At 54.6% G+C, this 25618-nt stretch carries 27 protein-coding genes and 2 tRNA genes; 10 read left to right on the top strand and 19 right to left on the bottom strand.

Annotated elements, in window-relative coordinates; all coding sequences use genetic code 11:
• Positions 1-245 precede the first annotated feature (245 nt).
• The 4 genes from AB8996_RS06835 to AB8996_RS06820 all read right to left on the bottom strand — a co-directional run bounded on the left by AB8996_RS06835 (position 246) and on the right by AB8996_RS06820 (position 1765).
• Positions 246-335 (bottom strand) — tRNA-Ser (locus AB8996_RS06835).
• A gap of 42 nt (positions 336-377) precedes the next feature.
• Positions 378-466: transfer RNA gene (locus AB8996_RS06830), tRNA-Ser, on the bottom strand.
• 80 nt (positions 467-546) lie between these two features.
• Positions 547-924 carry a hypothetical protein gene (locus tag AB8996_RS06825; protein ID WP_369298225.1) on the bottom strand — a complete coding sequence of 126 codons (378 nt, stop codon included), beginning with the start codon at positions 922-924 and terminating at the stop codon, positions 547-549.
• A 100-nt stretch (positions 925-1024) separates the two neighbouring features.
• The gene (locus AB8996_RS06820; RefSeq protein ID WP_369298224.1) at positions 1025-1765 is read right to left on the bottom strand and encodes an aminoglycoside adenylyltransferase domain-containing protein; all 741 of its coding nucleotides are present in this window, start codon (positions 1763-1765) and stop codon (positions 1025-1027) included.
• 265 nt (positions 1766-2030) lie between these two features.
• Here AB8996_RS06820 and galE point away from each other — a divergent pair, with 265 nt between their 5' ends.
• The 3 genes from galE to AB8996_RS06805 all read left to right on the top strand — a co-directional run bounded on the left by galE (position 2031) and on the right by AB8996_RS06805 (position 4161).
• Entirely contained in the window at positions 2031-3053 is a 1023-nt protein-coding gene (gene galE / locus AB8996_RS06815; RefSeq protein WP_369298223.1) for a UDP-glucose 4-epimerase GalE, read from the top strand.
• The gene (locus AB8996_RS06810) at positions 3046-3612 is read left to right on the top strand and encodes a nucleoside triphosphate pyrophosphatase (RefSeq protein ID WP_369298222.1); all 567 of its coding nucleotides are present in this window, start codon (positions 3046-3048) and stop codon (positions 3610-3612) included. The genes galE and AB8996_RS06810 overlap by 8 nt, the downstream gene beginning before the upstream one ends.
• A gap of 93 nt (positions 3613-3705) precedes the next feature.
• Positions 3706-4161 carry a GAF domain-containing protein gene (locus tag AB8996_RS06805; RefSeq protein WP_369298221.1) on the top strand — a complete coding sequence of 152 codons (456 nt, stop codon included), beginning with the start codon at positions 3706-3708 and terminating at the stop codon, positions 4159-4161.
• Between the two features lie 76 nt (positions 4162-4237).
• On the opposite strand, the gene AB8996_RS06800 is transcribed toward AB8996_RS06805, so the two are convergent.
• The 11 genes from AB8996_RS06800 to AB8996_RS06750 all read right to left on the bottom strand — a co-directional run bounded on the left by AB8996_RS06800 (position 4238) and on the right by AB8996_RS06750 (position 15763).
• Positions 4238-4930, bottom strand: a complete 693-nt coding sequence (locus AB8996_RS06800) for a cell wall hydrolase (RefSeq protein ID WP_369298220.1) — start codon at positions 4928-4930, stop codon at positions 4238-4240.
• Positions 4931-5211: 281 nt separating this feature from the next.
• Positions 5212-7467, bottom strand: a complete 2256-nt coding sequence (locus AB8996_RS06795) for a glycoside hydrolase family 3 C-terminal domain-containing protein (protein WP_369298219.1) — start codon at positions 7465-7467, stop codon at positions 5212-5214.
• 92 nt (positions 7468-7559) lie between these two features.
• The gene (locus AB8996_RS06790) at positions 7560-8021 is read right to left on the bottom strand and encodes a hypothetical protein (protein WP_369298218.1); all 462 of its coding nucleotides are present in this window, start codon (positions 8019-8021) and stop codon (positions 7560-7562) included.
• Between the two features lie 51 nt (positions 8022-8072).
• Positions 8073-8579 (bottom strand): GNAT family N-acetyltransferase, encoded by a 507-nt coding sequence (locus AB8996_RS06785; RefSeq protein ID WP_369298217.1) that lies wholly within the window; start codon positions 8577-8579, stop codon positions 8073-8075.
• Positions 8576-9730 carry a bifunctional chorismate mutase/prephenate dehydratase gene (locus AB8996_RS06780; protein ID WP_369298216.1) on the bottom strand — a complete coding sequence of 385 codons (1155 nt, stop codon included), beginning with the start codon at positions 9728-9730 and terminating at the stop codon, positions 8576-8578. Before AB8996_RS06780 ends, AB8996_RS06785 begins: the two co-directional genes overlap by 4 nt.
• A gap of 63 nt (positions 9731-9793) precedes the next feature.
• The gene (gene aroC, locus AB8996_RS06775) at positions 9794-10885 is read right to left on the bottom strand and encodes a chorismate synthase (RefSeq protein ID WP_369298215.1); all 1092 of its coding nucleotides are present in this window, start codon (positions 10883-10885) and stop codon (positions 9794-9796) included.
• Positions 10866-12182: a 3-phosphoshikimate 1-carboxyvinyltransferase gene (aroA, locus tag AB8996_RS06770; RefSeq protein WP_369298214.1), complete on the bottom strand. Its 1317-nt coding sequence runs from the start codon at positions 12180-12182 to the stop codon at positions 10866-10868. Before aroA ends, aroC begins: the two co-directional genes overlap by 20 nt.
• A 21-nt stretch (positions 12183-12203) precedes the next feature.
• Positions 12204-13037 (bottom strand): prephenate dehydrogenase, encoded by an 834-nt coding sequence (locus AB8996_RS06765; RefSeq protein ID WP_369298213.1) that lies wholly within the window; start codon positions 13035-13037, stop codon positions 12204-12206.
• Positions 13034-14047, bottom strand: coding sequence for a 3-deoxy-7-phosphoheptulonate synthase (aroF, locus tag AB8996_RS06760; protein WP_369298212.1), 1014 nt, complete (start codon positions 14045-14047; stop codon positions 13034-13036). Before aroF ends, AB8996_RS06765 begins: the two co-directional genes overlap by 4 nt.
• Before the next feature lie 280 nt (positions 14048-14327).
• The gene (locus AB8996_RS06755; RefSeq protein ID WP_369298211.1) at positions 14328-14873 is read right to left on the bottom strand and encodes a shikimate kinase; all 546 of its coding nucleotides are present in this window, start codon (positions 14871-14873) and stop codon (positions 14328-14330) included.
• Positions 14870-15763, bottom strand: a complete 894-nt coding sequence (locus AB8996_RS06750; RefSeq protein WP_369298210.1) for a shikimate dehydrogenase — start codon at positions 15761-15763, stop codon at positions 14870-14872. Before AB8996_RS06750 ends, AB8996_RS06755 begins: the two co-directional genes overlap by 4 nt.
• A gap of 225 nt (positions 15764-15988) precedes the next feature.
• Between AB8996_RS06750 and acpP the strand changes: the two genes are divergently transcribed.
• The 7 genes from acpP to AB8996_RS06715 all read left to right on the top strand — a co-directional run bounded on the left by acpP (position 15989) and on the right by AB8996_RS06715 (position 23059).
• On the top strand, positions 15989-16222 hold the full coding sequence (gene acpP / locus AB8996_RS06745) for an acyl carrier protein (protein ID WP_369298209.1): 234 nt from the start codon (positions 15989-15991) through the stop codon (positions 16220-16222).
• 189 nt (positions 16223-16411) lie between these two features.
• Positions 16412-17851: a proline--tRNA ligase gene (gene proS, locus AB8996_RS06740; RefSeq protein ID WP_369298208.1), complete on the top strand. Its 1440-nt coding sequence runs from the start codon at positions 16412-16414 to the stop codon at positions 17849-17851.
• Between the two features lie 95 nt (positions 17852-17946).
• On the top strand, positions 17947-18396 hold the full coding sequence (locus tag AB8996_RS06735) for a zinc ribbon domain-containing protein (RefSeq protein WP_369298207.1): 450 nt from the start codon (positions 17947-17949) through the stop codon (positions 18394-18396).
• A 232-nt stretch (positions 18397-18628) separates the two neighbouring features.
• Positions 18629-19780 (top strand): Gfo/Idh/MocA family protein, encoded by a 1152-nt coding sequence (locus AB8996_RS06730; protein WP_369298206.1) that lies wholly within the window; start codon positions 18629-18631, stop codon positions 19778-19780.
• A 106-nt stretch (positions 19781-19886) separates the two neighbouring features.
• Positions 19887-20738, top strand: a complete 852-nt coding sequence (locus tag AB8996_RS06725; RefSeq protein WP_369298205.1) for a sugar phosphate isomerase/epimerase family protein — start codon at positions 19887-19889, stop codon at positions 20736-20738.
• Between the two features lie 229 nt (positions 20739-20967).
• Positions 20968-21495 (top strand): sigma-70 family RNA polymerase sigma factor, encoded by a 528-nt coding sequence (locus AB8996_RS06720; RefSeq protein ID WP_369298204.1) that lies wholly within the window; start codon positions 20968-20970, stop codon positions 21493-21495.
• A complete protein-coding gene (locus AB8996_RS06715) occupies positions 21479-23059 on the top strand; it encodes a DUF4179 domain-containing protein (protein WP_369298203.1) in 1581 nt (526 codons plus the stop codon). The genes AB8996_RS06720 and AB8996_RS06715 overlap by 17 nt, the downstream gene beginning before the upstream one ends.
• A 53-nt stretch (positions 23060-23112) precedes the next feature.
• Here AB8996_RS06715 and AB8996_RS06710 read toward each other — a convergent pair whose 3' ends face one another.
• Genes AB8996_RS06710 through prmA form a run of 4 tightly spaced genes read right to left on the bottom strand, consistent with a single transcriptional unit; the run spans position 23113 to position 25532 of the window.
• Positions 23113-23541 carry a pyridoxamine 5'-phosphate oxidase family protein gene (locus AB8996_RS06710; protein ID WP_369298202.1) on the bottom strand — a complete coding sequence of 143 codons (429 nt, stop codon included), beginning with the start codon at positions 23539-23541 and terminating at the stop codon, positions 23113-23115.
• 8 nt (positions 23542-23549) lie between these two features.
• Positions 23550-24038 carry an HD domain-containing protein gene (locus tag AB8996_RS06705; RefSeq protein WP_369298201.1) on the bottom strand — a complete coding sequence of 163 codons (489 nt, stop codon included), beginning with the start codon at positions 24036-24038 and terminating at the stop codon, positions 23550-23552.
• Positions 24031-24585, bottom strand: coding sequence for a GNAT family N-acetyltransferase (locus AB8996_RS06700; RefSeq protein WP_369298200.1), 555 nt, complete (start codon positions 24583-24585; stop codon positions 24031-24033). The genes AB8996_RS06705 and AB8996_RS06700 overlap by 8 nt, the downstream gene beginning before the upstream one ends.
• Positions 24586-24590: 5 nt before the next feature.
• Positions 24591-25532, bottom strand: coding sequence for a 50S ribosomal protein L11 methyltransferase (prmA, locus tag AB8996_RS06695; RefSeq protein WP_369298199.1), 942 nt, complete (start codon positions 25530-25532; stop codon positions 24591-24593).
• Positions 25533-25618: the final 86 nt, after the last annotated feature.

Here is a 25618-nt window from a genome sequence, read left to right as displayed (position 1 = left end):
CGGGACGCGCTCTTCTCGCCTGTCGGCTCGGTCAGTTCGCACCAGCGTCCCACCGGGACGCGCTCTTCTCGCCTGTCGGCTCGGTCAGTTCGCACCAGCGTCCCACCGGGACGCGCTCTTCTCGCCTGTCGGCTCGGTCAGTTCGCACCAGCGTCCCACCGGGACGCGCTCACCCCTCTCGGGTTCAAATCCCTCTATACATCGAAAGAGCACAGGGACAGCCTTTTGGCTGTCCCTGTGCTCTTTGGCGGAGAAGGAGGGATTTGAACCCTCGCGCCAGTTTCCCGACCTACTCCCTTAGCAGGGGAGCCCCTTCACCACTTGGGTACTTCTCCATGGTGAAAATCTATCGCTTCATATGTAGCTTAATAAACAATTGGCGGAGAGGAAGAGATTCGAACTCTTGGTCCCTTGCGGGATCACTAGTTTTCAAGACTAGCTCCTTAAACCACTCGGACACCTCTCCGTATCCCAGTGCGCATATTATGTTAGCACACTGCCCCTATAAATGTCAATCCTTTTTTTGACATGAACACAAATTTTATTTCAGAACTGCGTTTTTTTGCATATCTCGCACAGCGCCATGGCAGGCAGGGAAAGCCCGCACCACAGCAGTGAATATGGCAGGCAGACCTGCCCCATGATATTCATGGGCATATTGGAATAATCCCACACGTTGCAGCCCATTAAATCGTTAAACACCAGCCCGGTGGCAAGCTCTACCCCCGTGATGATCGCCGAACCTGCCACACAGCGGGACGAGATATGCTTTCCCTGCATTTTTTCACAGCACACCTTATTGATGAGATAGAGACACACACCCCCGGCAAGCGCCATGGAATAGTGGGTCCTGCCCCGCCAGATCATTTCCAAAGTGGGATATGCACAGCTCCCTGTCAAAAAAATCAAGCCTTCTTTACTCATACGGTACCTCCGCCAAAATGGTGAAAGTAGTATGTACGAAAAGGCTGCCGTTTAACCCGCTGACGGGAAATTACCGAAAAACTCCAATTTTATGCTTCCCTCATTCCGTGAGTTGTAGCTTCCGTTCCAGAACGTCGGCAAAGCGCTCAATATCCTCCTGAATGGCGCCGCACCAGTGCCGCCAGTCCTCATTTTCCTGAAACAACGCGGGATTTTTCCGCAAAATCAGCGCACGGTCCAGCGTTTCCAGATTCGGGCAGAGCTTCTTTTCCCTCGCCCAGATGCCTGCCTCCGTTTTCGAGATCACTTTCCCGGTATCCAACGTGTACAGGCACCGGGCAATATCCAAAAGCCAGCCGCAGGAGTACAGGCTCTCCCCCGTTTCCGCGCCGTGCTGCCGAATGCTTTCATAGTGAGCTGCCACGCCCGCGCGAAGCGCTTCAAAACCGGGAAGCTCTCCTTCCCCGCGCTTATCCTCTCCAAGCACCACGACGCCGGAGGTCAATAGCTCATACAGCGAAAAGCAGTCCAGAGAATATTCGGAGCGGATACGCTGCCCGCTGGTGCCCCAATACACAGCCGTGGTGGGTTCCCCTTTCCAGAAAGCGTCGTTCCACAAAATCGCGCCCTCAAACAGCCGATAGTCGGGATCGTGATATTTTTCCCGCATTTGCTGGCGAAAATCGCAAAGCTTTTCCGCTTCCGCCTGTGAAAGAGGAGCTTCTGTCAGGCACAGAAAATCAATATCGCTCCAGCCGGGCTGAAAATCGTTCAAAATCAGCGACCCATACAGGTAAAAAGTTGCAGGAGAACACAGGGCGGTGGAAATTTCCTTCGCCATGCACTCAATTTTTTCTTTTAGCCGCTGTTCCATTGGATCACGCCCTTTCAATAAAAGATGCGCCGTAGGCGCTTATTTTACTATAGATAAGAGTAGGAATGCAAGCCATAGAACTGGCAAAACTTTTCTTATCTTGCGCTTCTTTAGCAGTATTTTGCCTTATTTTATGGATTCTCTTGTATTTTCCTGAGGGATTTCCTATAATGGGGGTGTAACACGGGCAATCGCCCAAAACATGATTCATTTGAGAGGAAGGAAGGTCCATATGAAAATTTTAGTGACCGGCGGCGCGGGGTACATCGGCAGCCATACCAGTATCGTCCTGCTGGAACAGGGCTACGATGTGGTGATCGTGGACAATCTGTGCAACAGCAAGCGGGTAGCTGTTGACCGTATCGAAGAGCTCAGCGGGAAAAAAGTTACCTTCTATGAATGCGATGTGTGCGACATGGAAAAGATGGAGGAGATTTTTTCCAAGGAGCATATTGACGCGGTGATCCATTTTGCCGGGCTGAAAGCAGTGGGAGAATCCGTCTCCATTCCCTTGCGGTACTACCAGAACAATCTGGAATCTACCCTGACGCTGTTACAGGTAATGAAAGAGCACAAGGTACACAATTTTGTGTTCAGCTCCTCCGCCACTGTATACGGCGACCCGGCTTCCGTGCCCATTCGGGAGGATTTCCCCACGGGTTCCACCACCAACCCTTACGGCACCACAAAGGTCATGATCGAACGCATTCTGACCGACTGCGCCCACGCGGACCCGGAATTCAACCCGATCCTGCTGCGGTATTTTAACCCGGTAGGCGCTCACGAAAGCGGGAAGATCGGCGAAGACCCCAACGGCATTCCCAACAACCTTGTCCCCTACATCACCCAGACCGCTGTAGGAAAACGGGAAAAGGTCCATGTGTTCGGCAACGATTATCCCACGCCTGACGGCACGGGGGTAAGAGATTATATCCATGTGGTGGACCTGGCAAAGGGGCACGCGGCGGCGCTGAAGCTCTTTGAGCAGGGAAACTGCGGCTTGAAAGTCTACAATCTCGGCACGGGCGCCGGGTATTCCGTGCTGGAAATGATCCACGCCTTTTCCAAAGCTGTGGGCAGAGATATCCCCTATGTGATTGACGGCAGGCGCCCCGGAGATATTCCCGCCTGCTACGCGGACTGCACCAAGGCATATGAGGAGCTGGGCTGGAAGGCTGAAAAAACGCTGGACGATATGTGCGCCGATTCCTGGCGCTGGCAGAGGATGAACCCCGATGGCTTTGGCGATGAATAAGAAACTGGTTCTGGCGTCGGCTTCTCCCAGCCGGAAAATGTTGCTGGAACGCGCCGGGGTGGAATTTACCGTGCGCGTATCCGGCGTAGACGAGAATGTCCCTGCCGGGTACACCCCCGCCCAGACGGTGGAATGCCTGGCGGAGCGCAAGGGCAGGGCGGTATTCCAGCTCTGCCCGGACTGCACCGTGATCTCCGCAGATTCAGTCGTCAGCATTGACGGCATGATCCTGGGAAAACCCACGGACGATGAGGACGCGAAAGTCACCCTGCGCCGTCTTTCCGGCAGAACGCATGAAATTTTCACCGGGGTCTGCCTGCTCAGCGGCACAAAGCAGGAGGTGTTCCACAGCGTTACGCAGGTCACCTTTTATCCCCTGACCGAGGAAGAGATCGCGGAGTATGTCGCCATGGGAGAATCCCGCGGGCGGGCAGGCTCTTACGGCATTGAAGGGAAAGGCGTTACGCTGGTGCAGTCCATCTGCGGCGACTATTCCAATATCGTGGGGCTTCCTGTTGCGGAAACCCTGCGGCGGCTGAAGCAATTGGGAAACCCGTGACCGATTTTGTTTTTGTGCAGCTGTTGACCTGATTTTCACAACAAACCACAACAAAGATAAAAACGCAACGTGTGCCTGAAAAGGAGGTTTTTCATGGAGGGCGATCTATTACTTCGGCAGGCAGAGGCTTTGTTGGAAGGAGAGCGGGAGCTGATCCCGAATCTCGCGAACCTCTCTGCCCTGCTCTGGAGCAGCATGGACAGGCTAAACTGGGCAGGGTTCTATTTGATGAAGCGCGGGGAACTGCTGCTGGGTCCCTTTCAGGGAAAACCCGCCTGTATCCATATTCCGCTGGGCAAGGGGGTCTGCGGTACAGCGGCGGAAAGGAAAGAAACCCTGGTGGTGCCGAACGTTCATGAATTTCCCGGGCACATTGCCTGCGACGGCGCCAGCCGTTCGGAAATCGTTGTTCCCCTGCTAAGCGGCGATAACAATGTACTGGGCGTTCTGGATATCGACAGCCCCTGCCCTGCCCGCTTTGCAGCGGAAGACGCAGAGGTGCTGGAACAGCTTGCCGGGCTTATCGTTTCCAGCTGCGATTGGGAATAAGGAATAAGACAAAATCTCCGCTTGGAAGCTGTTGCTTCTCAGCGGAGATTCTGCTATTTGGGAGGAACATCTTATATTACATATAACAGAAGTACACGGTAGTGCCCAGCACGGAATCGTGGTAGCTTTTGTACACGCCGCTGCCGGTTATGATGGAGTTTTGCCCGATGACGTTTTTAGGGCAGATGCTGCCGTTTTCCAGCAGGTATTTGGCATTTGCGATGGTCCGCGCGTCCGGCTTCTTATTGATGGAGCCGTCCCAGGTGGGAGAATACTGCCCCGGCTGGTAAATGACGTCCCGAATGGTATTGGGGTAGTACGCACTTTCCACCCGGTTCAGCACCACGCTGCCTGTCATTCGCTGCACCCAATCGGGAATCCAGGTGCAGCCCACCTCGGCGTAGATGACCCGGGCAAGCAGGTCAAGGTCTTCCTGGGTATACTTGGGCTTTTTATCTGCCTGCATGGCAGACTTGATCTGTTCCGCCGTGGTATAGTTGCTGAAATAGTACGTCTTTTTCTGCGGCATCTTCAGGGAATCGATTTTCAGGTTCCGCTGCTGTTCATAGATCGCGCCGATCTGCAGCGCGTAGGTGCTTCCATCGTTCAGCGCCCGCTGCATTGCCAGCATATAGTCCGTATCCGGGTCAAAGCCCGTCACGGTGATATGGTCGCCCAGCCCTGCCGCGGACACCGGGAGACCCCCTGCCAGAAAAGCGGTTATCACGATGGCTGCTGCCAGCAGCAGCGAAAAAATTCGTTTCTTCATGTGCTCTCTCCTTTGTAAAAATTTGGCTTCGCTTTTAGCCTTGGCAGAATTTTGGAAAATATTCCAATTCCTGGGGCAAATTTTTCATTCCATAAAATTTTCTGCCCTGCCGCAAAGCCGTTTCTCACTTCTCCTTTCTGAAACAGCTCTATTTTATGTCACCCTGCTTCGGAAGTTTGTCACAGTAAGTCTGTCGTTTTTTCGCAAAGAAAGCCCCATTGCCTCTTTTTTGAGAAGCAACGGGGCTTTTAGAAAGGAATTATGAAGAAAATTTTCGGCAATTACGCATTCAAAGCGTCTAACAGGTGCTGGAGCATTTCAGGCGTCACACTGTCGCCAGCCATCATCACGGCGCCGCGGATCGGCATGGAATTCATCATCGCTTTCATGCCCTCGTCGTCAAACATATCTCCGGCAGCGCTTTCTCCCTCGGGAGCGGCAGGCATCATGGACTGCATGACCTGACCCAAAATCTGGGCGCCCTTGGGGTCCGCCATGATATCGCCGATGGTGCTGTTCAAAGTAAACACCTTTTTCAGCACGGTGGTGGATTCCACCTGAACGGTGGCGGAAAGCTGCAGGTCACGGCTGGATTTCCCGACAGAGATGGTAAATTCCCCGGTTTCTACCCGCCAATCGGCAAGCTCGGTATCATAGAAGGCAAAATCACGCTTGCCCAGCGTAAAACTGACGGTCTTTTCCTCGCCGGGAGCAAGCTCTACCTTCTCAAAGCCCTTCAGCTCCCTGACAGGGCGGATCACGCTGCTTTCGTTGTCCTGCACATAAAGCTGTACGATCTCCTTGCCCGCTCGGCTGCCCACATTTTTGACCTTGACGGAAACCTGCAAAGTGTCGGTGTCCTTCATGGAGGTTTTGTCCAAGGTCAGATCGCTGTAGGCAAATTTCGTATAGCTGAGCCCGTGCCCAAAGGGGAACAGAACAGGCAGGTTCTTTTTGTCATAGTAGCGATAGCCCACAAACACGCCTTCCCGGTACTCGGTGCGGTCGCCCTCGCCGAAATAGTAGAGGTAGGAAGGATTGTCTTCCAAGCGGATCGGGAAGGTCTCTGCCAACTTGCCGCTGGGGTTCACATCGCCAAAGAGGATATCCACGGTGGCACTGCCCACGGCTTCGCCGCCCAAATAGGCATACAGCACGGCTTTCACGTCGTCGATCCACGGCATTTCAATGGGAGCGCCGCAATGGACCACCACGACGGTGTTCTTCTGTACCTTGACCACTTCCTCCACCAGCTTTTCCTGACAGGCGGGCATTTTCATATCCCTGCGGTCAAAGCCCTCGGATTCCATGGCGTCGGTAATGCCCACGAACAGCACGGCGCAGTCCGCCGCTTTAGCAGTTTCCACCGCTTCGGCGATCATATCGTCGTTGGGGGCTTGGGTATCGGTGGGATAGCCCTCGGCATACGTCACGTTCAAACCCTGAGCCGCCTCTACAGCGCCCACGATCTTATAGCAATTCACATGAGAGCTGCCGCCGCCCTGGAAACGGGGCTTTTCCGCGAACTTGCCGATAAACGCAACCTTCTTTTCCTTGGGCAGGGGCAGGATATCCCCCTCGTTTTTCAGCAGGACCATGGATTCAGCAGCCATCTGGCGGGCTTTCTCATGGTCCCGCTCATAATGGAACTTCGCGTTGGGGTCCCTGTGCTCCAAATAGTTGTAAACGAACTTCAGCACACGCTCCACGGCAGTATCCACATCTTTTTCGTCCAGCGTGCCGTTTTTCACAGCGTCGATGATCTTCCGGGTGTTAAAGGTGCCGGGACCGGGCATTTCCAAATCTAAGCCTGCTGCCACGCCGTCAGGGCGTTCGTTGACAGCGCCCCAGTCGCTCACAACGGCGCCCTCAAAGCCCCACTCGTCCCGGAGAAGCTCCGTGAGCAGGCGATGGTTCTCGGAAGCATAGGTGCCGTTCACTTTATTGTAGGAGCACATAAAGGTCCATGGCTGGGACTTCTTACAGGCTTTTTCAAACGCCGGGAAATAGAGCTCCCGCAGCGTCCGCTCGTCCACCACGCTGTCGCTGGTCAGGCGGCGGTGCTCCTGAGAGTTTGCGGCAAAATGCTTAATGCTGGTGCCGACGTTCTTGCTCTGTACGCCGTCGATATACGCAGACGCCATTTCCCCCGCCACGTAAGGGTCTTCTGAGAAATATTCAAAGTTACGCCCGCACAGCGGGGAGCGCTTGATGTTCACAGCGGGTCCCAACAGGACCGCCACGTCCTCCGCCTGGCATTCCTCTCCCAGATATTCGCCGGATTCCCGAATCAAAGCCCTGTCAAAAGAAGACGCGATACAGGAGCCGGTAGGATAGCTGATTGCTTTGACGCTGGCGTTCAGCCCCAGATGATCCGTCTCCCCCGCCTGCTTTCTCAGCCCGCAGGGACCGTCCGTCACCATAACGGCGGGAATGCCCAGCCGCTCCAGACCACGGGTATGCCAAAAGTCAGAGCCGGAGCAAAACGAAGCCTTTTCTTCCAGAGTCATTTCGGAAACAAGTTTTTTGATGTCCATGCAGTGCACACTCCAATCGGATAATATATTTAGTTATATTTTACTATGTTTCCAGAAAAAGTCAATAAATTTAAGGTAAAATGCTTCTTCCCTCACAAAATAAAATTGCAGAGAGTAGTAACAAAATGACAGAGGGTGAAAAGCGCCGCCGCGAAAAAGGCGGGTCCGTTTTTTCTGTTCCATGCAAAAAACAGGAACGCGCCGCAGGGCGCAAGACACAGCCCCAGCAGCACGGCGGGAGAAACAATTCCCAGATAGTACAGCGCCCACAAAAAATAGTAGCACAGGCAGCAGATGGTCGAACCGAACAGCGACCTTTTTCGTTCTTTCAGCTTTCCGGCACTTTGATTTTGCAGCAGGCACAGAAATGTAAAAAGCAGCACCTGAAAAACAGACCCCGCCATGTCCCAGCCGGGCACAGCGGAACCTGCCCGCAAAACGTCCTTTGGCGCCGGGACGGCAAACCAGATCAGATTCGGCAGCATGATGAGCAGGAACAGGCACAGTCCGTGAAGCTCAAAGCCGAAGCGCAGCTTTTTGAAAAAATCACCCATCACAATTCCTCCTAAAAAAGCAAGCGCAGAAAATCTCTGCGCCTGAAAAATTCACAACTCCTTGACCATGATAAAATCGTCCATGATGTAGCCGCTGCCGATATCGGTTTCCACCTTTTCCACCGTATGAAAACCGTAATGCCCGTATACCGCCACGGCATGGCCGTTCCCCTTGTTTACCGTCAAACGGATCCTGGAAAGCCCTTCCTTTTTGGTTTCCGTTTCCACCAGGGCAAAGGCTTCCTTCACGGCGCCACGCCCCCGGAACTCCGGCAGCAGGTACACCTTGCTGAGGAACATTTCCTCTCTCCCCTCGTACCGGGGAGAAAATCCCACAAAGCCCGCGTTTTGCCCGTCAATCACCATCATGTAGTAACGGTAATTCTGGGCCGCCATTTGGGATTTTACCGCATGGGGAGACTGGAATTTGTCCAGCATATATTCCACCTGCCCCTCCGGGACAAGAGGATCATAGGTCAAATGCCAGACGCGCTCTGCGATCCGGCAGAGGTCGGCGATCTGCTCTTCCGTTTTGACAGGAACCATCTGAATGCTCATGCAGTGACGCCTCCGTTTTCGCTGTAGTTGCCCAGGAAAGAGAAGCGGGGCAGTTCATCGTGCAGGGAACACAGCAGATCAAGCGCCCCCTCCTCGTGGATATTCCCGGTGAAGTCCAAATAAAAATCATATTCAAACGCTTTGCCGGGAATGGGGCGGGATTCTATTTTTGTCATATTCAGCCCGCACATGGCGAACCGTGCCAGCACCGTGTGCAGGGCGCCGGCTTTGTGGGGCAGCGAGAAGCAAAGGCTTATCTTATTGGCTTCTTCCGGGAAAATAGGCTCTCTGGAAATCACCACAAACCGGGTGGTATTGTCTTTTTCGTCCTGCACGTTTTCTTCCAGAACGCAGAGCCCATATTGCAGCGCGGCTTCTTTGGAGCAAAGTGCCGCAACGCCGGCAGGCTGTTCCTCCGCCACATATTTGGCGGCAGCCGCTGTGTTGGAAAATTCCATGGTCTGCAAGCCGTGCTCTTCAATATACTCCGCACACTGGGAAAGCGCCTGCGGGTGGGAAATCACTGTTTTAACGGGAACTTCGGCATTGGCTGCGGCAAGGCAGTGCTTTACCCTGACGGCTGCCGCGCCAACGATGAAGAAGCGGTATTTCAAAATCAAATCGTACACCCCGGTCACGGACCCGGCAGCGGAATTCTCCACCGGCAGCACGCCAAATTGTGCCTTGCCGGATTTCACCTCTTCAAAGACCTGCTTCCAGGTGGGAGTAAAAGCGATGGGCGCTTCGCCGAAAATAGAAAGCGCCGCCTGATGGGAATACGCTCCCTCCACGCCTTGGCACAGCACTTTTTCGGGACGTTCCGGCATACTGCGGACTGCCGTCTGCTCCAAAATGCGCAGCTCTTCCCCGCCGGACAGCAGCTTATGCTGTCTCGCCCGGCTGACGGACAAAATGGAATGGTACAGCATCGCCGCTTCCGAGCCGTACTCCCCGCCCTGCTGCCGAACCTTGTCCAGAATCTCCTGCTCCCTTTTGACATTGAGCACAGGCGCGCCGGCTTCCAGCTTGAGCGCCGCTACCTGTTCGGAGCACTTCATGCGCTTCAAAAACAGGGGCAGTAACTGGCTGTCGATCTCGTTGATTTCCTGCCGCACAGCAGAAAGCTTCCGTTCGTATTCCGCTTGCTCCATATTTTTCACCACTTCCCTTTCCTTGCGGCAAACTCGTTTACAGCTTCTGAATCGTTATCTTTTTTACATTCCTGTTTCCAGCAGCAGCTCCAGACAGGCGATACACGCCGCCGCTTCCACTGCCGGGGCGGCTCTCGGCACGATACAGGGATCGTGTCTGCCCGAAACGGTCAGCTTGGCGTTTTGCTTTGTTTCCAAATTGACAGTGTCCTGCTCCTGACCGATGGAGGGCGTGGGCTTCAGCGCCACCCGGAACACAATTGGCATACCGCTGGTAATACCTCCTAAAATTCCACCTGCGGAATTGGTGCGGGTCTTCACCGCGCCTTTTCCGTCATAGTAGAAGGAATCGTTATTTTGACTGCCGCAGGCATACGCGGCTGCAAAGCCCGCGCCAAATTCGACCCCCTTGACGGCGGGGATCCCAAACATAATGGAGGAAATCAGATTTTCCACGCCGCCGAACATGGGATTTCCTGCCCCGGCAGGCAGCCCAATCACTGCGCACTCCACGATGCCGCCTACGCTGTCCGCTTCCGATCTGGCGGCTTCAATTTCCTGCCGCATGGCGGTTTTTGTCTGTTCCGCTATTACTGGAAAGTATTCCCGGCTCAGGCGAGAAAGTAACACCGGAGAAATATTTACCCCATCGAAAAGCTCGTCCTTTGGGGACTGCCCCACGCTCACCACGTGAGAGCCTACCACGATCCCCCTGCGGGAAAGTATCTGCCTTGCCACCGCCCCGGCAAAAACCAAGGGCGCTGTTAATCTGCCGGAAAAATGCCCGCCCCCGCGGACATCGTGATGATTGCCGTACCGCACAAAGGCGGTGTAATCCGCATGACCGGGACGGGGCAGCACGCGGAGGCTTTCGTAATCTTTGGAGTGCTGATTCGTATTTTCAATGATGGCAGTCAAGGGAGCGCCTGTGGTAACGCCGTTCAGCAGCCCGCACAGCACCTTCGGCATATCCGCTTCCTTCCGGGTGGTGGCGGTGGCGTCCTGCCCCGGCGCACGGCGCGCCATCTGGACAAGGATTTCCTCCCAGTCGATCTGCTCCCCGGCAGGGAGCCCGTCCAGGGTCACACCGATGGCTTCCGTGTGGCTTCCTCCAAAAATGGATATTTTAAGCCTTTCACCCCACATGGACGACATTGGCGATCCCTCCTAATTTCCTGAAATCTTCAAAAAAGCCTGGATAGGTCTTTTGAATGCTCTGCTCATCGGTCACGGCAAGCTCTCCGCTGCACCGCAGCGCCGCCGCTGCCAGCGCCATCACCACGCGGTGGTCGTTCTTTCCCTCGGCTGTGCCGCCCCGAAGCTCCGGCACACCCTGGATCACAAGACCGTCAGTGGTCTCCCGTGCGTTGCCGCCCAGCGCGTTGATGGCTTCTGCCATTGCCGCCAGACGATCGCTTTCCTTGAAGCGCAGCCGCTCCGCATGTACGATCCTTGTTTCGCCCTCGGATAGCGCGCCGCAGACCGCCAGCGCGGGAACGAGGTCGTTGATTTGAGACGCGTCAATCACCGTGCCGTGCAAGCCGCCGAATTTTTTCCCGGCATTGGGGTTCCACGCAGCCAACACATCAGCTTCCCAGTGGGTGTGCAGGCCAAAATTTTCAAAGCAGGTCACGCAGGCTTTGTCGCCCTGGGCGGAAGCACTGTTCAGCCCGTGCAGATAGACCGTTTCCCCGCCCGGCGAAAGCGCTGCCATGGACAGAAAAAACGCCGCCTGGGACCAATCGCCCTCCACCGTGTAATCATGGGCGGTGTAAGTCTGACTGCCGGGGATTATCCACCCTGCAGCGGTCTCAGTGATGGCAATGCCAAAATCCTGTAAGATGGAAAGGGTCAAATCTATATATCCTTTAGATTCCAGCGGAGTTGTGACCACGATCTCGCTGTCGCCAGGCAGCAGCGGCAGGGCAAATAAGAAGCCCGTGATAAACTGCGAACTGATATTTCCCGGCACTTCGTACACGCCCGGCTGCAGCTTTCCCGAAAGGCGCAGAGGAAGGTTTTTCCCTGCTTCCGTGCTTTCCGGCTGATAGGAAACGCCGTGGCGGGGCAAAAGCTCCTGATAGACGGACATGGGGCGCTCGGGCAGCCTGCCGCTGCCCGTAAAGAGCCAGTCCCCACCCAAAGCCGCCGCGACAGGCGTTACAAACCGCAGGGTATTGCCGGATTCCAGGCAGTTGATTTCTTCTCCGCGCCCCGGCTGGGGAAAGCTGCCGCTGAAAACGACGCATTTTTTATTTTCGTCATAGTCGGCGGGAACGCCCAGCGCGTGAAGAGCGTTCAGCATAGCTTCCATATCCTTGCTCTTGTCAATGTGGGACACCGTTACATTCCCGCCGGAAAGGGCAGCGCAGAGCAGCGCCCTGTGAGCTGCGCTCTTGCTGGGCGGCAGCGTGATATGCCCGCCGGAAAAGCCCGCTTGATACGATACCATAAAGATTCCTTTCCGGGCGGTTCAGCCCACTTCCCTTTTGATTTCCGCCGCATGGCGGAGCAGCTGCCGCAACCGCTCCTCATCTTCGCTGTCAATGGCACAGCGGAAAGAGGAAAGATTTTTGATAAGCTCGTCCAGCTCGGAAAGCAGTTCCTCCCGATTATCCAGGAACAGGCGGCTCCACAGCACATCGTTGATATTGGCGACCCGGGAAACGTCCCGGTAGCTGCCGGCGGAAAAGCCCTGATGTTCTTTACAGCGCGGGCTCATCACATAAGAGCACGCCAGCACATGGGGCAGCTGAGAGGTAAAGGCGATTTCCCGGTCATGCTGCTCGGGGGTGGTCATCACCACACGACCAAAGCCCATGCTTTTTGCGAGAGAAGCGACCTCGTCCACCGCCCATTCCGGCGCGCCGCAGGGGGCAATCAGATAAGACGCTCCCGCGAAAATCCCGGCGTCGCTGGCGGCAAAGCCGCTCAGCTCCTTCCCTGCCATGGGGTGCCCTGCCACAAACACGTATTTGCCCGTGCCGCGCAGCCGCTCCATGCCCTGGCATATCTCTCCCTTAATGCCGCAAGCGTCGGTGAGGATACAGCCCTCTTTCAACATGGGACCGTTCTCTTTCGCAAATTCCAGCGCGCTTTCGGGGTAGATACAGAGGTACACCACATCGGCGGTGCGCAAGTCCTCCGGGCTGGTTTTCCCGTCGATGGCGCCGCAGGAACAGGCGTCCAGCAGCGTGTCCTCCTGCGTGTCCACGCCCAGCACAATGTGGTCGGTATTGAGCTTCAGCGCCTTTGCGATAGAGCCGCCGATCAACCCCAGGCCTACTACAACGATTTTTTTCCTCATAGCCCGTGCACCATTTCGGAAACCTTGGTGACCTTCTTTGCCAGCGCGTCAAACTGGGCGGGCGTAATGGACTGGGCGCCGTCGCACAGGGCGTGGCTGGGGTCGTTGTGGACCTCAATGATCAAGCCGTCCGCTCCGATCGCCGCCGCCGCCACCGCCAAAGGCTCAATGAGCCAGTTGATGCCGGAAGCGTGGCTGGGGTCTACGATAACGGGCAAATGGGACAGCCGCTTTAACACGGGGATCGCGGAAATATCCAGGGTGTTCCGGGTGATGGTTTCATAAGTCCTGATCCCGCGCTCGCAGAGAATGACCTGCTCGTTGCCCTCCGCCATGATATATTCCGCGCTCATCAGCAGTTCCTCAATGGTGCTGGCAAGCCCGCGCTTCAGGAGAATGGGCTTATGCAGCTTACCCAGCTGCTTCAAAAGCTCAAAATTCTGCATATTCCTGGCGCCCACTTGAATGACGTCCACATCGTCGAACAGGGGCAGGTGGTCAATGCTCATGATTTCTGTCACGATGGGCAGCCCGGTCTTTTTCTTCGCTTCGGACAGCAGCTTCAGACCCTCGTCCTTCATGCCCTGGAAAGAGTACGGCGAGGTGCGGGGCTTGAAGGCTCCGCCTCGCAGGAAGGTGGCGCCGGAAGCCTTTACGCTTTCCGCCACGGAGCATATCTGCGCTTCGCTTTCCACCGAGCAGGGTCCGGCGATCAGCGCCAGCCCGCCCCCGCCGATCTTCGAGCCGTTCGGCAGGGTGATGACCGTATCGTCGGGGTGGAATTTACGGTTCGCCTTTTTGTAGGGCTCCTGCACGCGCTTGACGCTTTCTACAAAATCCTGCGCCTGAATGTACTCGCTGTCAATCACGGTGGTGTCGCCGATCAGACCCAGCACGGTGCTTTGGGTGCCCACCCAGGTGTTCACCTGCACGTCGTATTCCGAGGTGAGCTTTTTGACGAAGGAATCTACCAGCTCCTGCTTTTGATTGGGTTTCAATACGATAATCATGTTTTTCTTTCCTTTCCTAATTCATTATTTTCAGCATACATAAAAACAGCGAAGCCATCGGGCGGCTCCGCTAAAGTATCCTGTATTCTGCTTTCGGCACGCTACAGGGAGCGCCGAATCCGCAAAGATACACAGCCGCCGTCATTTTTCCCAGCACAAAAAGCCCGAACAGTAAACTGCGGGCGGTAATAGCGGCTAAATCGTTTTGTCATCAGAGAGTTCATGAGAACATGCTCCTTGCCGGGAATTTTCTTAATCATAGACTACAAATCGGGATTTGTCAAGATTTTTCTCTGTTTTCTGCAGAAGCTTCCAGCATTCTGCCGCCAACGGCAGCCACTTTTTTGGCAACGATCCAAAACGGCGCCGTGGCACGGACAGTCACGTCCGCCGCCCTGCGGTACAGGGAAATGCGCCGACGGTACAGCTCGGCTATCACCTGATTGCGGTTGGGCTTTTGCAGCAGCGGTCGGCTGGTATCGTTTTTCAGCCGCTCCTGCAGGACGGGCAGGGGCACGTCCAGCAGCAGGATCAGCGCCCCGTTCTCATGGAACGCGGCCACATTTTCCGGGCGCAGCACCGTGCCCCCGCCGCAGGCGACCACCATGTTCCCCTCTTTAGAGACCTCCCGCACTGCTTCCGTTTCCAACCGGCGAAAGCCCTCCTCCCCCTGCTGGGCAAAAATTTCCGTGACCGTCATGCCGGCTTTTTCTTCTATATAATGGTCCAAATCACAGAATTTCCGCTTCATCAGCTTGGCGGCGCGCTTTCCCACCGTGGTCTTGCCGCAGCCCATAAAGCCGCACAGCACAATGTTTTCCCTCATGCGATACCCTCTCCGAAAATCCGTTTCATTTCTACATTTGCGTCTTTGATAAGCTGCAGTAGATCTTCATTCCGAAATTCCGTCCCGAACCAGATGTGGTGGGAATATGCCGCCTGGCAGACGAGCATACCCATGCCGCCGACGGTTTTAACGCCCGCTTTCTCCGCCAGACGCAGCAGCTCCGTTTTCTCCGGGTTATAGACCGCGTCAAAAACCGCTCCGCAGCGGGATACGACCGCTTCGCTGACTGGGCTGACTCCAATATTCGGGTACATGCCGACGCTTGTGGCGTTGATGAGCAGGTCATACCGCTTCAAGCCGCCCCGGGCTTCCGCTTCCAGCTCCGCATAACTCTGAACGGTGATAAGGAAGTGCCTGTCGCCGCGGTCCCGCGCAAAAGCGGCAAGGTCTCCGGCAAGCTCCATCGCCTTTTCATAGGAGCCGTCCCGGTGGACGAGCGTCAGGTTGAAATCGGGGTGCTGGGCAGCCATAAAGGCAATAGCCCTGGCAGCCCCCCCGTTTCCCAGCAGGAGGATTTTTCCATTCATGGACAGACCATGAACGGAAAGCGCCACCGCTGCCCCAGGTCCGTCCGAGGTGCTGCCGTAGAGCCTGCCGTCCCGCACCGTCACGGTATTGACGGAACCGCAGAGCCGCGCATGGTCGCACAGCCCGTCCAGAAAGGGAATGATATTGGTTTTATGGGGAATGGTAACGTTGAAGCAGTCAAGCCCCCGGAGCGTTTCCATTGCCGCGGCTAAGTCCGGCACGTCCAGCACCTGGTACTCCATCGGGATCGAAGAAAGCTCAAAAAGACGTTTCTGGATAAAAGGCGACATGGTGTGCCCGATAGGGTGACCGATCACGGCGGCTTTTTGCGTTTTTTTCATAAAAAAAGCACCTCTTTTTTCGAGTTTGCCAATTTTTTTACATTTCCCAGTTGACAAAGGGAAAAGTAGTCAATAAAATGTAGGTAACAGATACCGTCCCAAAAATCAAAACTTTCTTTGCTGGGATTGTATCACATTTCCGCCGGTTTGTCTATTGCGACCCGGCAAGGCGTACTCGGATACGCCGCAAGACTCTAATATTTGAGAAATTCAGGAGGCTGTAACATGGTACTGGAAAAAATCAAAGCAATTCTGAGCGAGCAGTTTGACACGGAAGAAGATTCCATCACTACGGAAACCACCTTGGCGGACGATCTCGGTGCGGATTCACTGGACGTGGTAGACCTGCTGATGTCCATTGAGGACGAATTCGAGGTGGAAATCCCCGACGAAGAAGTGGAAAACATCAAAACTGTAGGCGCTTTGGTCGAGTATATTGAAAGCCATTCCAAAAACTAAGCTCTCAGCACAGCCCGCGGCAGGTTTCCCTGCCCGGGCTTTTTTGCGCCTATCTGTGGGGAAAAAGAAAAAAGTTTCCAAACGCCCGGGGCTTTCCCGGGTGTTTTTCATCTTCTCTCTTGCAAAACTCCCCCGCTGCCTATATAATGATGGAGTATGCAAGAATTTTGCCGAAAGGAACTGTTTTTCATGGCACAGGAAAAGAAAAAGGTCGAGGACATCACCTCGATGGACGAGGATTTCGCCCACTGGTACACCGATATCGTGAGAAAGGCTGAGCTTGCGGACTATTCCAGCGTAAAGGGCTGCATCGTCTACGAGCCGTACGGCTACGCCATCTGGGAAAATATCCAGAAGGATATGGACGAGCGCTTCAAAAAGCTGGGCGTTCAGAACGTATATATGCCCATGCTCCTTCCCGAAGGGCTGCTGCAAAAGGAAAAGGACCATATCGACGGCTTTGCCCCCGAATGCGCCGTTGTCACCCAGGGTGGCGGCGAGGAGCTGTCTGAAAAGCTCTATGTCCGCCCCACCAGCGAGGTGCTCTTCTGCGAGCATTACCAGAAAATCATTCACTCCTACCGCGACCTGCCCAAGCTGTATAATCAGTGGTGCTCCGTCATGCGCTGGGAAAAGACCACCCGCCCGTTCCTGCGGGGCGCAGAGTTTTTGTGGCAGGAAGGTCACACCATGCACGAGACCGCCGAGGAAGCGGAAGAATTTACCCTGAAAATGCTGCGGGTCTACGAGGACGTCTACCGGGAAACGCTGGCGATCCCCCCTGTGGTGGGCAGAAAGACGGAAAAGGAAAAATTCGCCGGAGCGGAAGCCACCTATACGCTGGAACCCATGATGCATAACGGCGTGGCGCTGCAGGGCGGCACCACCCACTATTTCGGCGACAGCTTCGCCAAGGCGTTCGACATTTCCTTTACAGGACGGGACAATGGGCTGCACACCCCCTTCCAGACCTCCTGGGGCATGAGCACCCGGTTGATCGGCGCCGTCATCATGGTGCACGGCGACAACAACGGGCTGGTGCTGCCGCCCAGGATCGCCCCCATTCAGGTGGTGATCGTCCCCATCGCCCAGCACAAGCCCGGCGTACTGGACAAGGCAAACGAGCTGTACCGGCAGCTTTCCGAAAGCTTCCGGGTAAAGCTGGACGACAGCGATAACTCCCCCGGCTGGAAATTTGCCCAGTATGAAATGCAGGGTGTGCCCCTGCGCATCGAGATCGGTCCGAAGGACATTGAGCAGGGACAGTGCATGGCAGTCCGGCGCGATACCGGCGAAAAGTGCCCTGTGCAGCTCTCCGACCTGAAAGCGTTTGTCGGCGGCTGTCTGGAGAAAATCCACGACAGCATGTACCAGAAGGCTCTGGAAAATCTGCACTCCAAAACCTTTACCGCCTCAAATTATGAGGAGTTCCTCGATATTGCGAAAAATAAGCCGGGCTTCATCAAAGCCATGTGGTGCGGCGACCCCGCTTGTGAGGATAAAATCAAGGAAGACACGGGCGGCGTGAAATCCCGCTGCATTCCCTTTGAGGAGGAGCACATTTCCGACGTCTGCGCCTGCTGCGGCAAGCCCGCCAAGCATATGGTCTATTGGGGAAGGCAATACTGATGGTTCCCTCTCTTCGCCGCAACACACAGTTGCGTGACAGGTTCTCCTGCGCGTGCTACGATAGTGACACACCAAACACAAAGGAGCGCGACATCATGAAAACCAGTGAAATTCTGAAAGATCTGCGGCTGCGGCACAACATGACCCAGGAGGATATGGCGGAGAAATTTTCCGTTACCCGGCAGGCGGTGTCACGGTGGGAGAACGGTGACACCACCCCTGATATCGACACGCTGAAGCGCCTTTCCACCACCTTTGAGGTATCCATCAACACGCTGCTGGGCAGCCCCAGGAAACTGATCTGCCAGTGCTGCGGCATGCCGCTGAATGAGGACGAGACCATCAGCCGCGAGCCGGACGGCAGCTTCAACGAGAAATACTGCAAGTGGTGCTACACGGACGGAAGCTTTGTCTATGAAAACATGGATCAGCTGCTGGATTTCCTGACGGAGCACATGTCCAATGAAAGCTTTCCCCCGGAACAGGCAAGGGCTTACTTTGCACAGCAGCTTCCTTTATTGGAGCATTGGAAAAAGGACGCCTGACCGCCCCCGATAAGACACACAAAACGTCTGGATCGCAGGAAAACCTTCTGCTTTTCAGGCGTTTTTCTTATTGTTCGCCCCTCTGAACAATCTCACAGATTCTCAGAAAAATTTTTGTAAATTTTTAGAATTTCTCACAAAATCCCCTTTACTTTTCCAAATATCTATAGTAGAATGTAGGGGAAATCTTATGTACATTGCCTGTACATAGAAAAATAGGAGGAGATTTCCAATGGCAAAGTTAAAGATCGGTTTTATCGGTTGCGGCGGTATCGCCAACCAGAAGCACTTCCCCGGTATGTCCCAGCAGACCGAGCATGTTGACCTGTGCGCTTTCTGCGACCTGATCCCTGAGAGAGCAGAAAAGGCAGCAAAGGAATACGGCACTCCTGATGCAAAGGTTTATACCGACTATCATGAGCTGCTTGCCGATCCCACCATCGACGCTGTTCACGTTCTGACCCCCAACATCGCTCACTGCGAGATCACCATTGCTGCTCTGGAAGCCGGCAAGCACGTTCTGTGCGAGAAGCCCATGGCCGCTACCACTGCCGACGCCAAGAAAATGCTGGAAGCGCGCGACCGCACCGGCAAGATGCTGACCATCGGCTATCAGTACCGCCACTTCCCCGCCAATCAGGTCGCGAAGAAGGTCGTCGATGATGGCTGGCTGGGCGATATCTATTACGCTGAGGCTTCCTACCTGCGTTATCGCGGCGTTCCCACCTGGGGCGTGTTCACCGATAAGTCCAAGCAGGGCGGCGGTCCGCTGATCGACATTGGCACCCATACGCTGGACTTCACCCTGTTCCTGATGAACAACTACGACGTGGAGTACGTGGTAGGTACTTCTTTCGAGAAGCTGGGTCGTCTGCTCGATCCCGACCATCAGGGTCAGTACAACTGGATGGGCAAGCAGGACGCCTGGAACAACGAGACCTACGACGTGGAAGATTCCGCTGTCGGTCACATCAAGATGAAGAACGGCGCTGTCATCAACCTGCGCGCTTCCTGGGCTATCAACATGGCAAAGGAGACCGGCGCCAACGGCGAGGCTTACACCATGCTGGCAGGCACCAAGGGCGGTCTGGATACCAAGGAAGACCGTGTCCGCCTGAACCACGTTGTTGCCGGACATCCCACCATTTCCTGGGTCGGCGACAAGGTTGCAGGCTACATTCCCGGCTTCAGCCAGGGTCCCGCTCCCGTTTCCAAGGAGCATGAGATCTGGGTCAAGGCTTTGATGAGCGGCAAGAAGGAAGACCTCTTTGTCACCGCCGATCAGGCTTTCGTGGTAACCAAGATCCTGGATTCCATCTACTATTCTTCCAAGCACAACAAGCCCGTTTACTTCGACGCTGAGGGTATGCCGATCTTCGACTGATCCCTGCTCCGTTGTAAATTTCATGTAACACAGTTTTGTGCCTTTGTCGTCGGGAGACTGGCGGGAAAGGCACAAATTCCATAACAAAAGAAAGAAGGAACATACCATGAATAATATCAATTTGCAGCTCTATTCTTTCGGCTGGGATTCCCCCTACTCCCCGCTGGAAAAAATCAAGGTGACCGGCGAGATGGGCTACGCCGGCGTGGAATTTGCCCGCGAGTACGCCGGGCTTCCCGTTGAGGACGTTCAGAAAGCGCTGAAAGAAGCCGGTATCAAGGCGGTTTCCGCCCATGTCGCAATGGACCTTATGGAAGAGGATATCCCCTATCTGGCAAAGCTGGGCGTCCACTATGTGGCGTGCCCCGGTTCTCCTTTCTGCAACGCTGAGGAAGCCAAGGAATATGCCGAGGATTTGAATGAGCTTGGAAAATTTGCCAAGCCCTACGGCATTACTATCGGCTATCACAACCATACCCAGGAATTCACTGAGGATCAGGGCAAATACCTGTACGACTGGGTGGTAGAGAATACCGACCCCGAAACCGTAGCCTTTGAAATCGACTGCGGCTGGGCTTCTGCTGCCGGGATCGATCCTGTAGCGTACATCAAAAAGCACGCCGGGCGCATCGCCGCGATCCATGTTAAAGAGAACGGCGCTGTGATCGGACCTGACAAGCCCCAGTCCCGCCACGCGGTACAGGAGCACCCCAAATTTGAACTGGACGAAAACGGCAAGCCCATCTTCCCCCCTGAGTTCCTGAAAATGATGGAGGAGCGCGACAAGCTGAATGTTCCCACCGGCACAGGCATTGTGGACTGGAAGGCTGTCAAGGCGGCTGCCGACGCACAGCGCGACAATGTGATCTATGTGGTCGAGCGTGAAGCAAATTACGGCGGCAAGGATCGTGTTTCCTGCCTGAAGGAAGACATCGCCTGGATCAAAGCAAATCTGTAAATCCCCGCTTTCACGGAGCGGCACAGAGTTTTTCTTCTTTTCCAGGAAAAGCTATTAAAGTGAATCAAAGAGAAACCAGCTACAGGTCGTACGCCTTAGCTGGTTTTTTCGTGTAACATTTCTGTTCTTCTACCGTCTAATGGTCGTAAGCTGTTGGAAATCAGTTTTTGGAGTTGACCTTTCCTCTAACGACTAATAACTCACAACTAACGGCTAGCAGCCTGAGGAGGTGATTTGCATAGCCAGCCTGATTGGAAAAGCAAAACGCGGCGACCGGGACGCCTTTACGGCTCTGATCGAGCAGCACAAAGAAATGCTTTATAACACGGCAATGCTTCTGCTGCGCAATGAGGATGATGCGCTGGACGCAGTACAGGACGCCATTCTCTCCTGCTGGGAGGAGCTGCCCGCCCTGAAGCACACCCAATACTTCAAAACCTGGCTCACCAGGATTTTACTGAACAAATGCTATGACTGCCTGCGGTTCCGCAAGCATTTTGCCGAGCCGGGAGCGGATTTTGAGCCGGGTGTGGAAACCGACTGGGACACAGGGCTGGACGTTGGACAGGCTCTGGAACGCCTTCCTCAAATGGACCAGGTGGTTCTTTCCCTGTTCTATTACGACGGCTTCCGCACAAAGGAGATCGCGAAAGCTCTGTCCATCTCAGACGAAGCTGTGCGGGTCCGATTGAGCCGGAGCAGGAACCGCTTCAAAAAAATTTTGACGGAGGAGAATCTTTATGAAAAACAGAGCTGAAATTCCCGTAGAGATCAGAAACGCTGTGCCGCGCGTCCCCCTTTCCCAAGAAGCGGAGACCCGTTTTCAGGAAACCTACGCGCTTCTGGAAGAACGGCAGCCGGTGCAAAGCGGAAAAAAGGCGTGGGCGGTTTCTCTCTCCGCCGTCTGTGCCGCGCTGGCGCTTTTCTTCGGCGTGGGCTTCGCTTTCCCTGCCTTTGCGGAAAATCTGCCGATCATCGGCGCTATTTTCCGCCAGTTCAGCGAAAGCAACAGGCTTTCTCAAAATGAAAAGGACATGGCGGCTTATCTGCAAGAACACGCCGCTCCATCTGAAAGCGGCTCAAATGCCGGGCTCTCCCCTTCTACAATAACTGTTTTTCCGGCAGGGGATCACGAAAAGCCGCTCACCGCTTCCGTGCAGGACACTTATTATGACGGGAATTACGTGTTTGTAGGCTTTGAAATGGAAGCGGAAACGGACGAGCCGGTCCTTTACGAGAGCACGGCAAGCGTCACTATCAATGGGGAAACGCAGCTGGCGTTTACCTCCGAGGGCGAGACCCGCGAGGACGGCTTCGAGCTGTTCCATGAATATGACGCCACCGCCCATTGGCGCAAAAGCGGCGCCGGGCGCTATATTGCCCAACGGGCATTCCGCGTGCCGGAAAAATTCAGGAACGAGGAGCAGCTTTCCGTTGCCATTGTCAGAGGACCCGTCAGCTATACGGTGGAAAAAGGAACGCCGGATTTTCCCCAGCAGGAGGATATTTTTCTCAACACGTCAAACTACACCCTTTCCTTTGATGTAAAAAAGCAAACGGCAAGGCAAAAAGTGATAGACTGCGCCGGAGCGGAAGCCGATGAAATTCAGCTGGAAAGCATCGTTACCTCTCCGGTATGCACGGAAATCACAGTGGCATATCCCGCAGGGACCTCCCCCTCCGTTTTTGTCCAATTTGAGGACGGCAGACGCATAGGCTACCTGAGCAATATGGTGCGTACAGAAACCGACGGAATGACTGAGCGCCGCACTCTTTTTGCCGCCGGGCTGCGGGAAAATGAGGAGCGCAAGCTGGTGGTCGGCGCTTACGACAAAAGCGCTGAGGTCTTTGACCCTGCCGTTTTCCTGGTCGATCTGCAAGGTCGCACCGCCGCGGTGGGGACGGCGGACGATTTGGTGGAATATCATGACGTTCCCAGCTGGTACTGCGGCTGGGAGAAACTGGAAAGCTTCTCCGGCGCCCATCAAATCACGTATTTGAATCTTTCTCAGGACAGCATGAAAATTTCTATCGCCACCACGGACACAGCTGCGCGCACGCTGAAATGCGAGGTGGAACAGGCAGGTGAAGTCATTTTCTCCGAATCGGCGTTCCGCTGCAATTTTGACCGGGAATGTCTCTATCGGGAAGAAGGCGAAGAGGGCGCGGCAAGGTCTGCCGACGGGCTTTGCAGCTATTGGACAACGTTATACGGTCTGGAATGCCTTGATACGTCCCTCCCTGCCGCAATCCGCATTTTTGACTGCGACAACGGCGAACTGTTGACCGAGGAAACCGTGACCTTTGATACAATCCAGTAGAGCAGCAGCAAAAAGCTCCCTGCCTTTGGCGCTTGCCTTGGCAGGGAGCTTTTTTATGATGTAAAGTCGATATCATACCTTATCCCGTGGGAAAACAGAACGCCCTCGGTCAATTCCAGCTTCAAAATCCGGGTGTTTTCATCGTCGAAATCATTGTGACCATTGTCGATCCATTCCGAAAAAGCAGTGCGCAGGGTTTTGGCGAGGTCACCGTTTTCCGGCGCGCAGAACCAGCCAAGGTCGATCCCCTTTCCCTTTGCCGTAAACCAGTCCCCCGCAATGGAAACAGCGGGGTTCTTTTCAATTTGGCGCATTTTATGGGAAAGCCCATAGGTAATCACATAAAATGCCCTATTCTGGTAAAACGCATTGACATACCGCACGGCAGGGCTCTGTTCATCAACGGTCGCCAGAGCGATCACGTTGTCCTTGCCAAACCGTTCGTTCATGAGCATGGAGGTTTCCGCTGTCAATTTTTCCATAATTTTCCTCATCTCAGGAACAGGGTATCTAAAAGCTTTTTCCCCGTTTCGGTTGCAAATATATTTTTTCGGACGGCTTCGATCTCCGGGCGCTTCATGTCCCCTTCAAAGATGTTGACCAGAAAATCCGCTTCCACCAGCGCCTGATAGTCGTCACCGGCTATGCAGGAATAGGTGTGATGGCGCCCTACAAGGTAACATACTCTGTCCGTCATGTCAGCGGGATATTCCAGACGGTCCAGCATTTCCTTTGCTGCGGCAGGACCTTCTAGCTCCTGATATTCTCCGGCGGCGCTGCCATATTTTTCCAGGCTGGGCTTGATGCCGATATCGTGCACGATGGCAGCGGTCTCCAGAATTTCCTGCGTTTTGGCAGGGAACGCCTCTCCTTCCCCAATGGCTTTGGCAAAGGCGTAAACCTTTAGGAAGTGGTTCACCCGTTCCACACAGCCGCTTTCGTATTCAGTCATGGCAAAAAGCAAGGGCGTGTTATTCATAGTTTTTTCTTTTCTCCAGATATTCTTCTCTTGTCATGGAATAGCAGCAGTGGTCTAAAATCCTGCCATCGGAAAGCCTGGTCGACCTGCGCAGGGTGCCTTCGTAATGAAATCCGCATTTTTTGATGACACGTTTTGAGCGCTCATTAAAAGGATAATGTGTCACGGAAAGAAGCTCCAATTTCAGGGATTCAAAGGCATAGGTGATGGCAGCAATAGCCGCTTCCGTCATATATCCATGCCCCCAGTACGCTTTTCCCAGAACATAGCCCAGGCTGCGCACGCCCGGAACACCTTGACGCAGACCGTCCCGCTCAATACCCAGAGAGCCAATGATCTTGCCGGTCTCTTTCAGGGTGATGGCAAATATCTGTTCTTCGCTTTCCAGCCAGGCCGCCAGAATTTCCCTGCTTTCCTGAATGGATTCATGGGGCTTCCACCCGGCATTGGGACCGACATCAGGGTCCTTCGCATATTCATACATCTCCTCAGCGTCCTCCATTCTCCAGGGGCGCAGCAGAAGCCGGGACGTTTCGATTTGTTCCATTGATATCATTCCTTTACCTTTTTAGTTTTCAATTTCAGCGCCATTGCTACCCAACCCTTTTCCTCTCTGCGCTCCAGAACAGTAAAGGTATCGGAAAGCGCCGAAAGCACGTCGTCTTCCCGGGCGTCGATAATACCGCTGACAATGTACACGCTGTCCTTTTCCAGAAAGCGGGGCGCGTCCTTGCTGAGAAGGATCACAATGTCCGCCACGATATTGGCGGCAACCACCTGGAACTTGCCGCTCACCTTGTCCGCCAGATTGCCGCAGATCCCGGTGAAGCGTTCCTCTACCCCATTGCTTTTCGCATTCTCCACCGCGGTTTTCACGGCGAGGGGGTCAATGTCCACACCTACGGCGGATTTTGCGCCCAGCAGCAGAGCGGCTACGGACAGAATGCCGCTGCCGCAGCCCATGTCCAGGAACTCGCAGCCGGGGCTGATATATTTCTCCAAAAGCTCCAGGCACAGGCGCGTGGTCTCGTGGGTGCCGGTGCCGAATGCGAGCCCGGGCTCCAGGTCCAGCACGATGCGCCCGTCTGCGTCAAAATTTTCCTCCCAGATAGGGCGGATCAGCAGCTTCTTTCCCACAGGAATAGGCTTAAAATACTTTTTCCAGTTGTTGATCCAGTCCTCTTTTACACAGGAAGCGCAGGATATCTCATGGGGGATTTTCTCAGCCCGGTAGCGTTCCTCTAAGAAAGAAATTGCTTCCGCCGGGTTTGCCTCCGGGCTGATATACACGTGGACAATGGCTTTGCTTCTGTCCTTTGCCAGCAGCTCCTCGTCTATCAGGTCAATGTGGGCGATCTCCATTGCCTCGGCTTCTAAATTGGAGTAGTCCTCAATATAAATACCGTAGGGCACTACCATGTTTGCGATATCTCCCGCCAAATCTACCCGGTCTGCGGGGACTTCTATTTTTACTTCGGTCCAGCTCTCGTCCATAGGTGTTCTCTCTTTCTCACAGGTTTTATACTATGGATTGTAACACACCTGCGGCAAGCTTTCAAGTCAGGCATTTCAGCAGATAA

Source organism: uncultured Neglectibacter sp. (assembly GCA_937958185.1).
Classification (GTDB): domain Bacteria; phylum Bacillota; class Clostridia; order Oscillospirales; family Acutalibacteraceae; genus Acutalibacter.
Note: the sequence above shows the minus strand (reverse complement) of the source record. Positions and strands in the feature narration are given on the sequence as shown.

What these genes read in the sequence shown, in the direction of transcription:
- AB8996_RS06825 (WP_369298225.1), bottom strand. Translation starts at nt 924, where the DNA reads ATGAGTAAAGAAGGCTTGATTTTTTTGACAGGGAGCTGTGCATATCCC.
- AB8996_RS06820 (WP_369298224.1), bottom strand. Translation starts at nt 1,765, where the DNA reads ATGGCGAAGGAAATTTCCACCGCCCTGTGTTCTCCTGCAACTTTTTAC.
- galE (WP_369298223.1), top strand. Translation starts at nt 2,031, where the DNA reads ATGAAAATTTTAGTGACCGGCGGCGCGGGGTACATCGGCAGCCATACC.
- AB8996_RS06810 (WP_369298222.1), top strand. Translation starts at nt 3,046, where the DNA reads ATGAATAAGAAACTGGTTCTGGCGTCGGCTTCTCCCAGCCGGAAAATG.
- AB8996_RS06805 (WP_369298221.1), top strand. Translation starts at nt 3,706, where the DNA reads ATGGAGGGCGATCTATTACTTCGGCAGGCAGAGGCTTTGTTGGAAGGA.
- AB8996_RS06800 (WP_369298220.1), bottom strand. Translation starts at nt 4,930, where the DNA reads ATGAAGAAACGAATTTTTTCGCTGCTGCTGGCAGCAGCCATCGTGATA.
- AB8996_RS06795 (WP_369298219.1), bottom strand. Translation starts at nt 7,467, where the DNA reads ATGGACATCAAAAAACTTGTTTCCGAAATGACTCTGGAAGAAAAGGCT.
- AB8996_RS06790 (WP_369298218.1), bottom strand. Translation starts at nt 8,021, where the DNA reads ATGGGTGATTTTTTCAAAAAGCTGCGCTTCGGCTTTGAGCTTCACGGA.
- AB8996_RS06785 (WP_369298217.1), bottom strand. Translation starts at nt 8,579, where the DNA reads ATGAGCATTCAGATGGTTCCTGTCAAAACGGAAGAGCAGATCGCCGAC.
- AB8996_RS06780 (WP_369298216.1), bottom strand. Translation starts at nt 9,730, where the DNA reads ATGGAGCAAGCGGAATACGAACGGAAGCTTTCTGCTGTGCGGCAGGAA.
- aroC (WP_369298215.1), bottom strand. Translation starts at nt 10,885, where the DNA reads ATGTCGTCCATGTGGGGTGAAAGGCTTAAAATATCCATTTTTGGAGGA.
- aroA (WP_369298214.1), bottom strand. Translation starts at nt 12,182, where the DNA reads ATGGTATCGTATCAAGCGGGCTTTTCCGGCGGGCATATCACGCTGCCG.
- AB8996_RS06765 (WP_369298213.1), bottom strand. Translation starts at nt 13,037, where the DNA reads ATGAGGAAAAAAATCGTTGTAGTAGGCCTGGGGTTGATCGGCGGCTCT.
- aroF (WP_369298212.1), bottom strand. Translation starts at nt 14,047, where the DNA reads ATGATTATCGTATTGAAACCCAATCAAAAGCAGGAGCTGGTAGATTCC.
- AB8996_RS06755 (WP_369298211.1), bottom strand. Translation starts at nt 14,873, where the DNA reads ATGAGGGAAAACATTGTGCTGTGCGGCTTTATGGGCTGCGGCAAGACC.
- AB8996_RS06750 (WP_369298210.1), bottom strand. Translation starts at nt 15,763, where the DNA reads ATGAAAAAAACGCAAAAAGCCGCCGTGATCGGTCACCCTATCGGGCAC.
- acpP (WP_369298209.1), top strand. Translation starts at nt 15,989, where the DNA reads ATGGTACTGGAAAAAATCAAAGCAATTCTGAGCGAGCAGTTTGACACG.
- proS (WP_369298208.1), top strand. Translation starts at nt 16,412, where the DNA reads ATGGCACAGGAAAAGAAAAAGGTCGAGGACATCACCTCGATGGACGAG.
- AB8996_RS06735 (WP_369298207.1), top strand. Translation starts at nt 17,947, where the DNA reads ATGAAAACCAGTGAAATTCTGAAAGATCTGCGGCTGCGGCACAACATG.
- AB8996_RS06730 (WP_369298206.1), top strand. Translation starts at nt 18,629, where the DNA reads ATGGCAAAGTTAAAGATCGGTTTTATCGGTTGCGGCGGTATCGCCAAC.
- AB8996_RS06725 (WP_369298205.1), top strand. Translation starts at nt 19,887, where the DNA reads ATGAATAATATCAATTTGCAGCTCTATTCTTTCGGCTGGGATTCCCCC.
- AB8996_RS06715 (WP_369298203.1), top strand. Translation starts at nt 21,479, where the DNA reads ATGAAAAACAGAGCTGAAATTCCCGTAGAGATCAGAAACGCTGTGCCG.
- AB8996_RS06710 (WP_369298202.1), bottom strand. Translation starts at nt 23,541, where the DNA reads ATGGAAAAATTGACAGCGGAAACCTCCATGCTCATGAACGAACGGTTT.
- AB8996_RS06705 (WP_369298201.1), bottom strand. Translation starts at nt 24,038, where the DNA reads ATGAATAACACGCCCTTGCTTTTTGCCATGACTGAATACGAAAGCGGC.
- AB8996_RS06700 (WP_369298200.1), bottom strand. Translation starts at nt 24,585, where the DNA reads ATGGAACAAATCGAAACGTCCCGGCTTCTGCTGCGCCCCTGGAGAATG.
- prmA (WP_369298199.1), bottom strand. Translation starts at nt 25,532, where the DNA reads ATGGACGAGAGCTGGACCGAAGTAAAAATAGAAGTCCCCGCAGACCGG.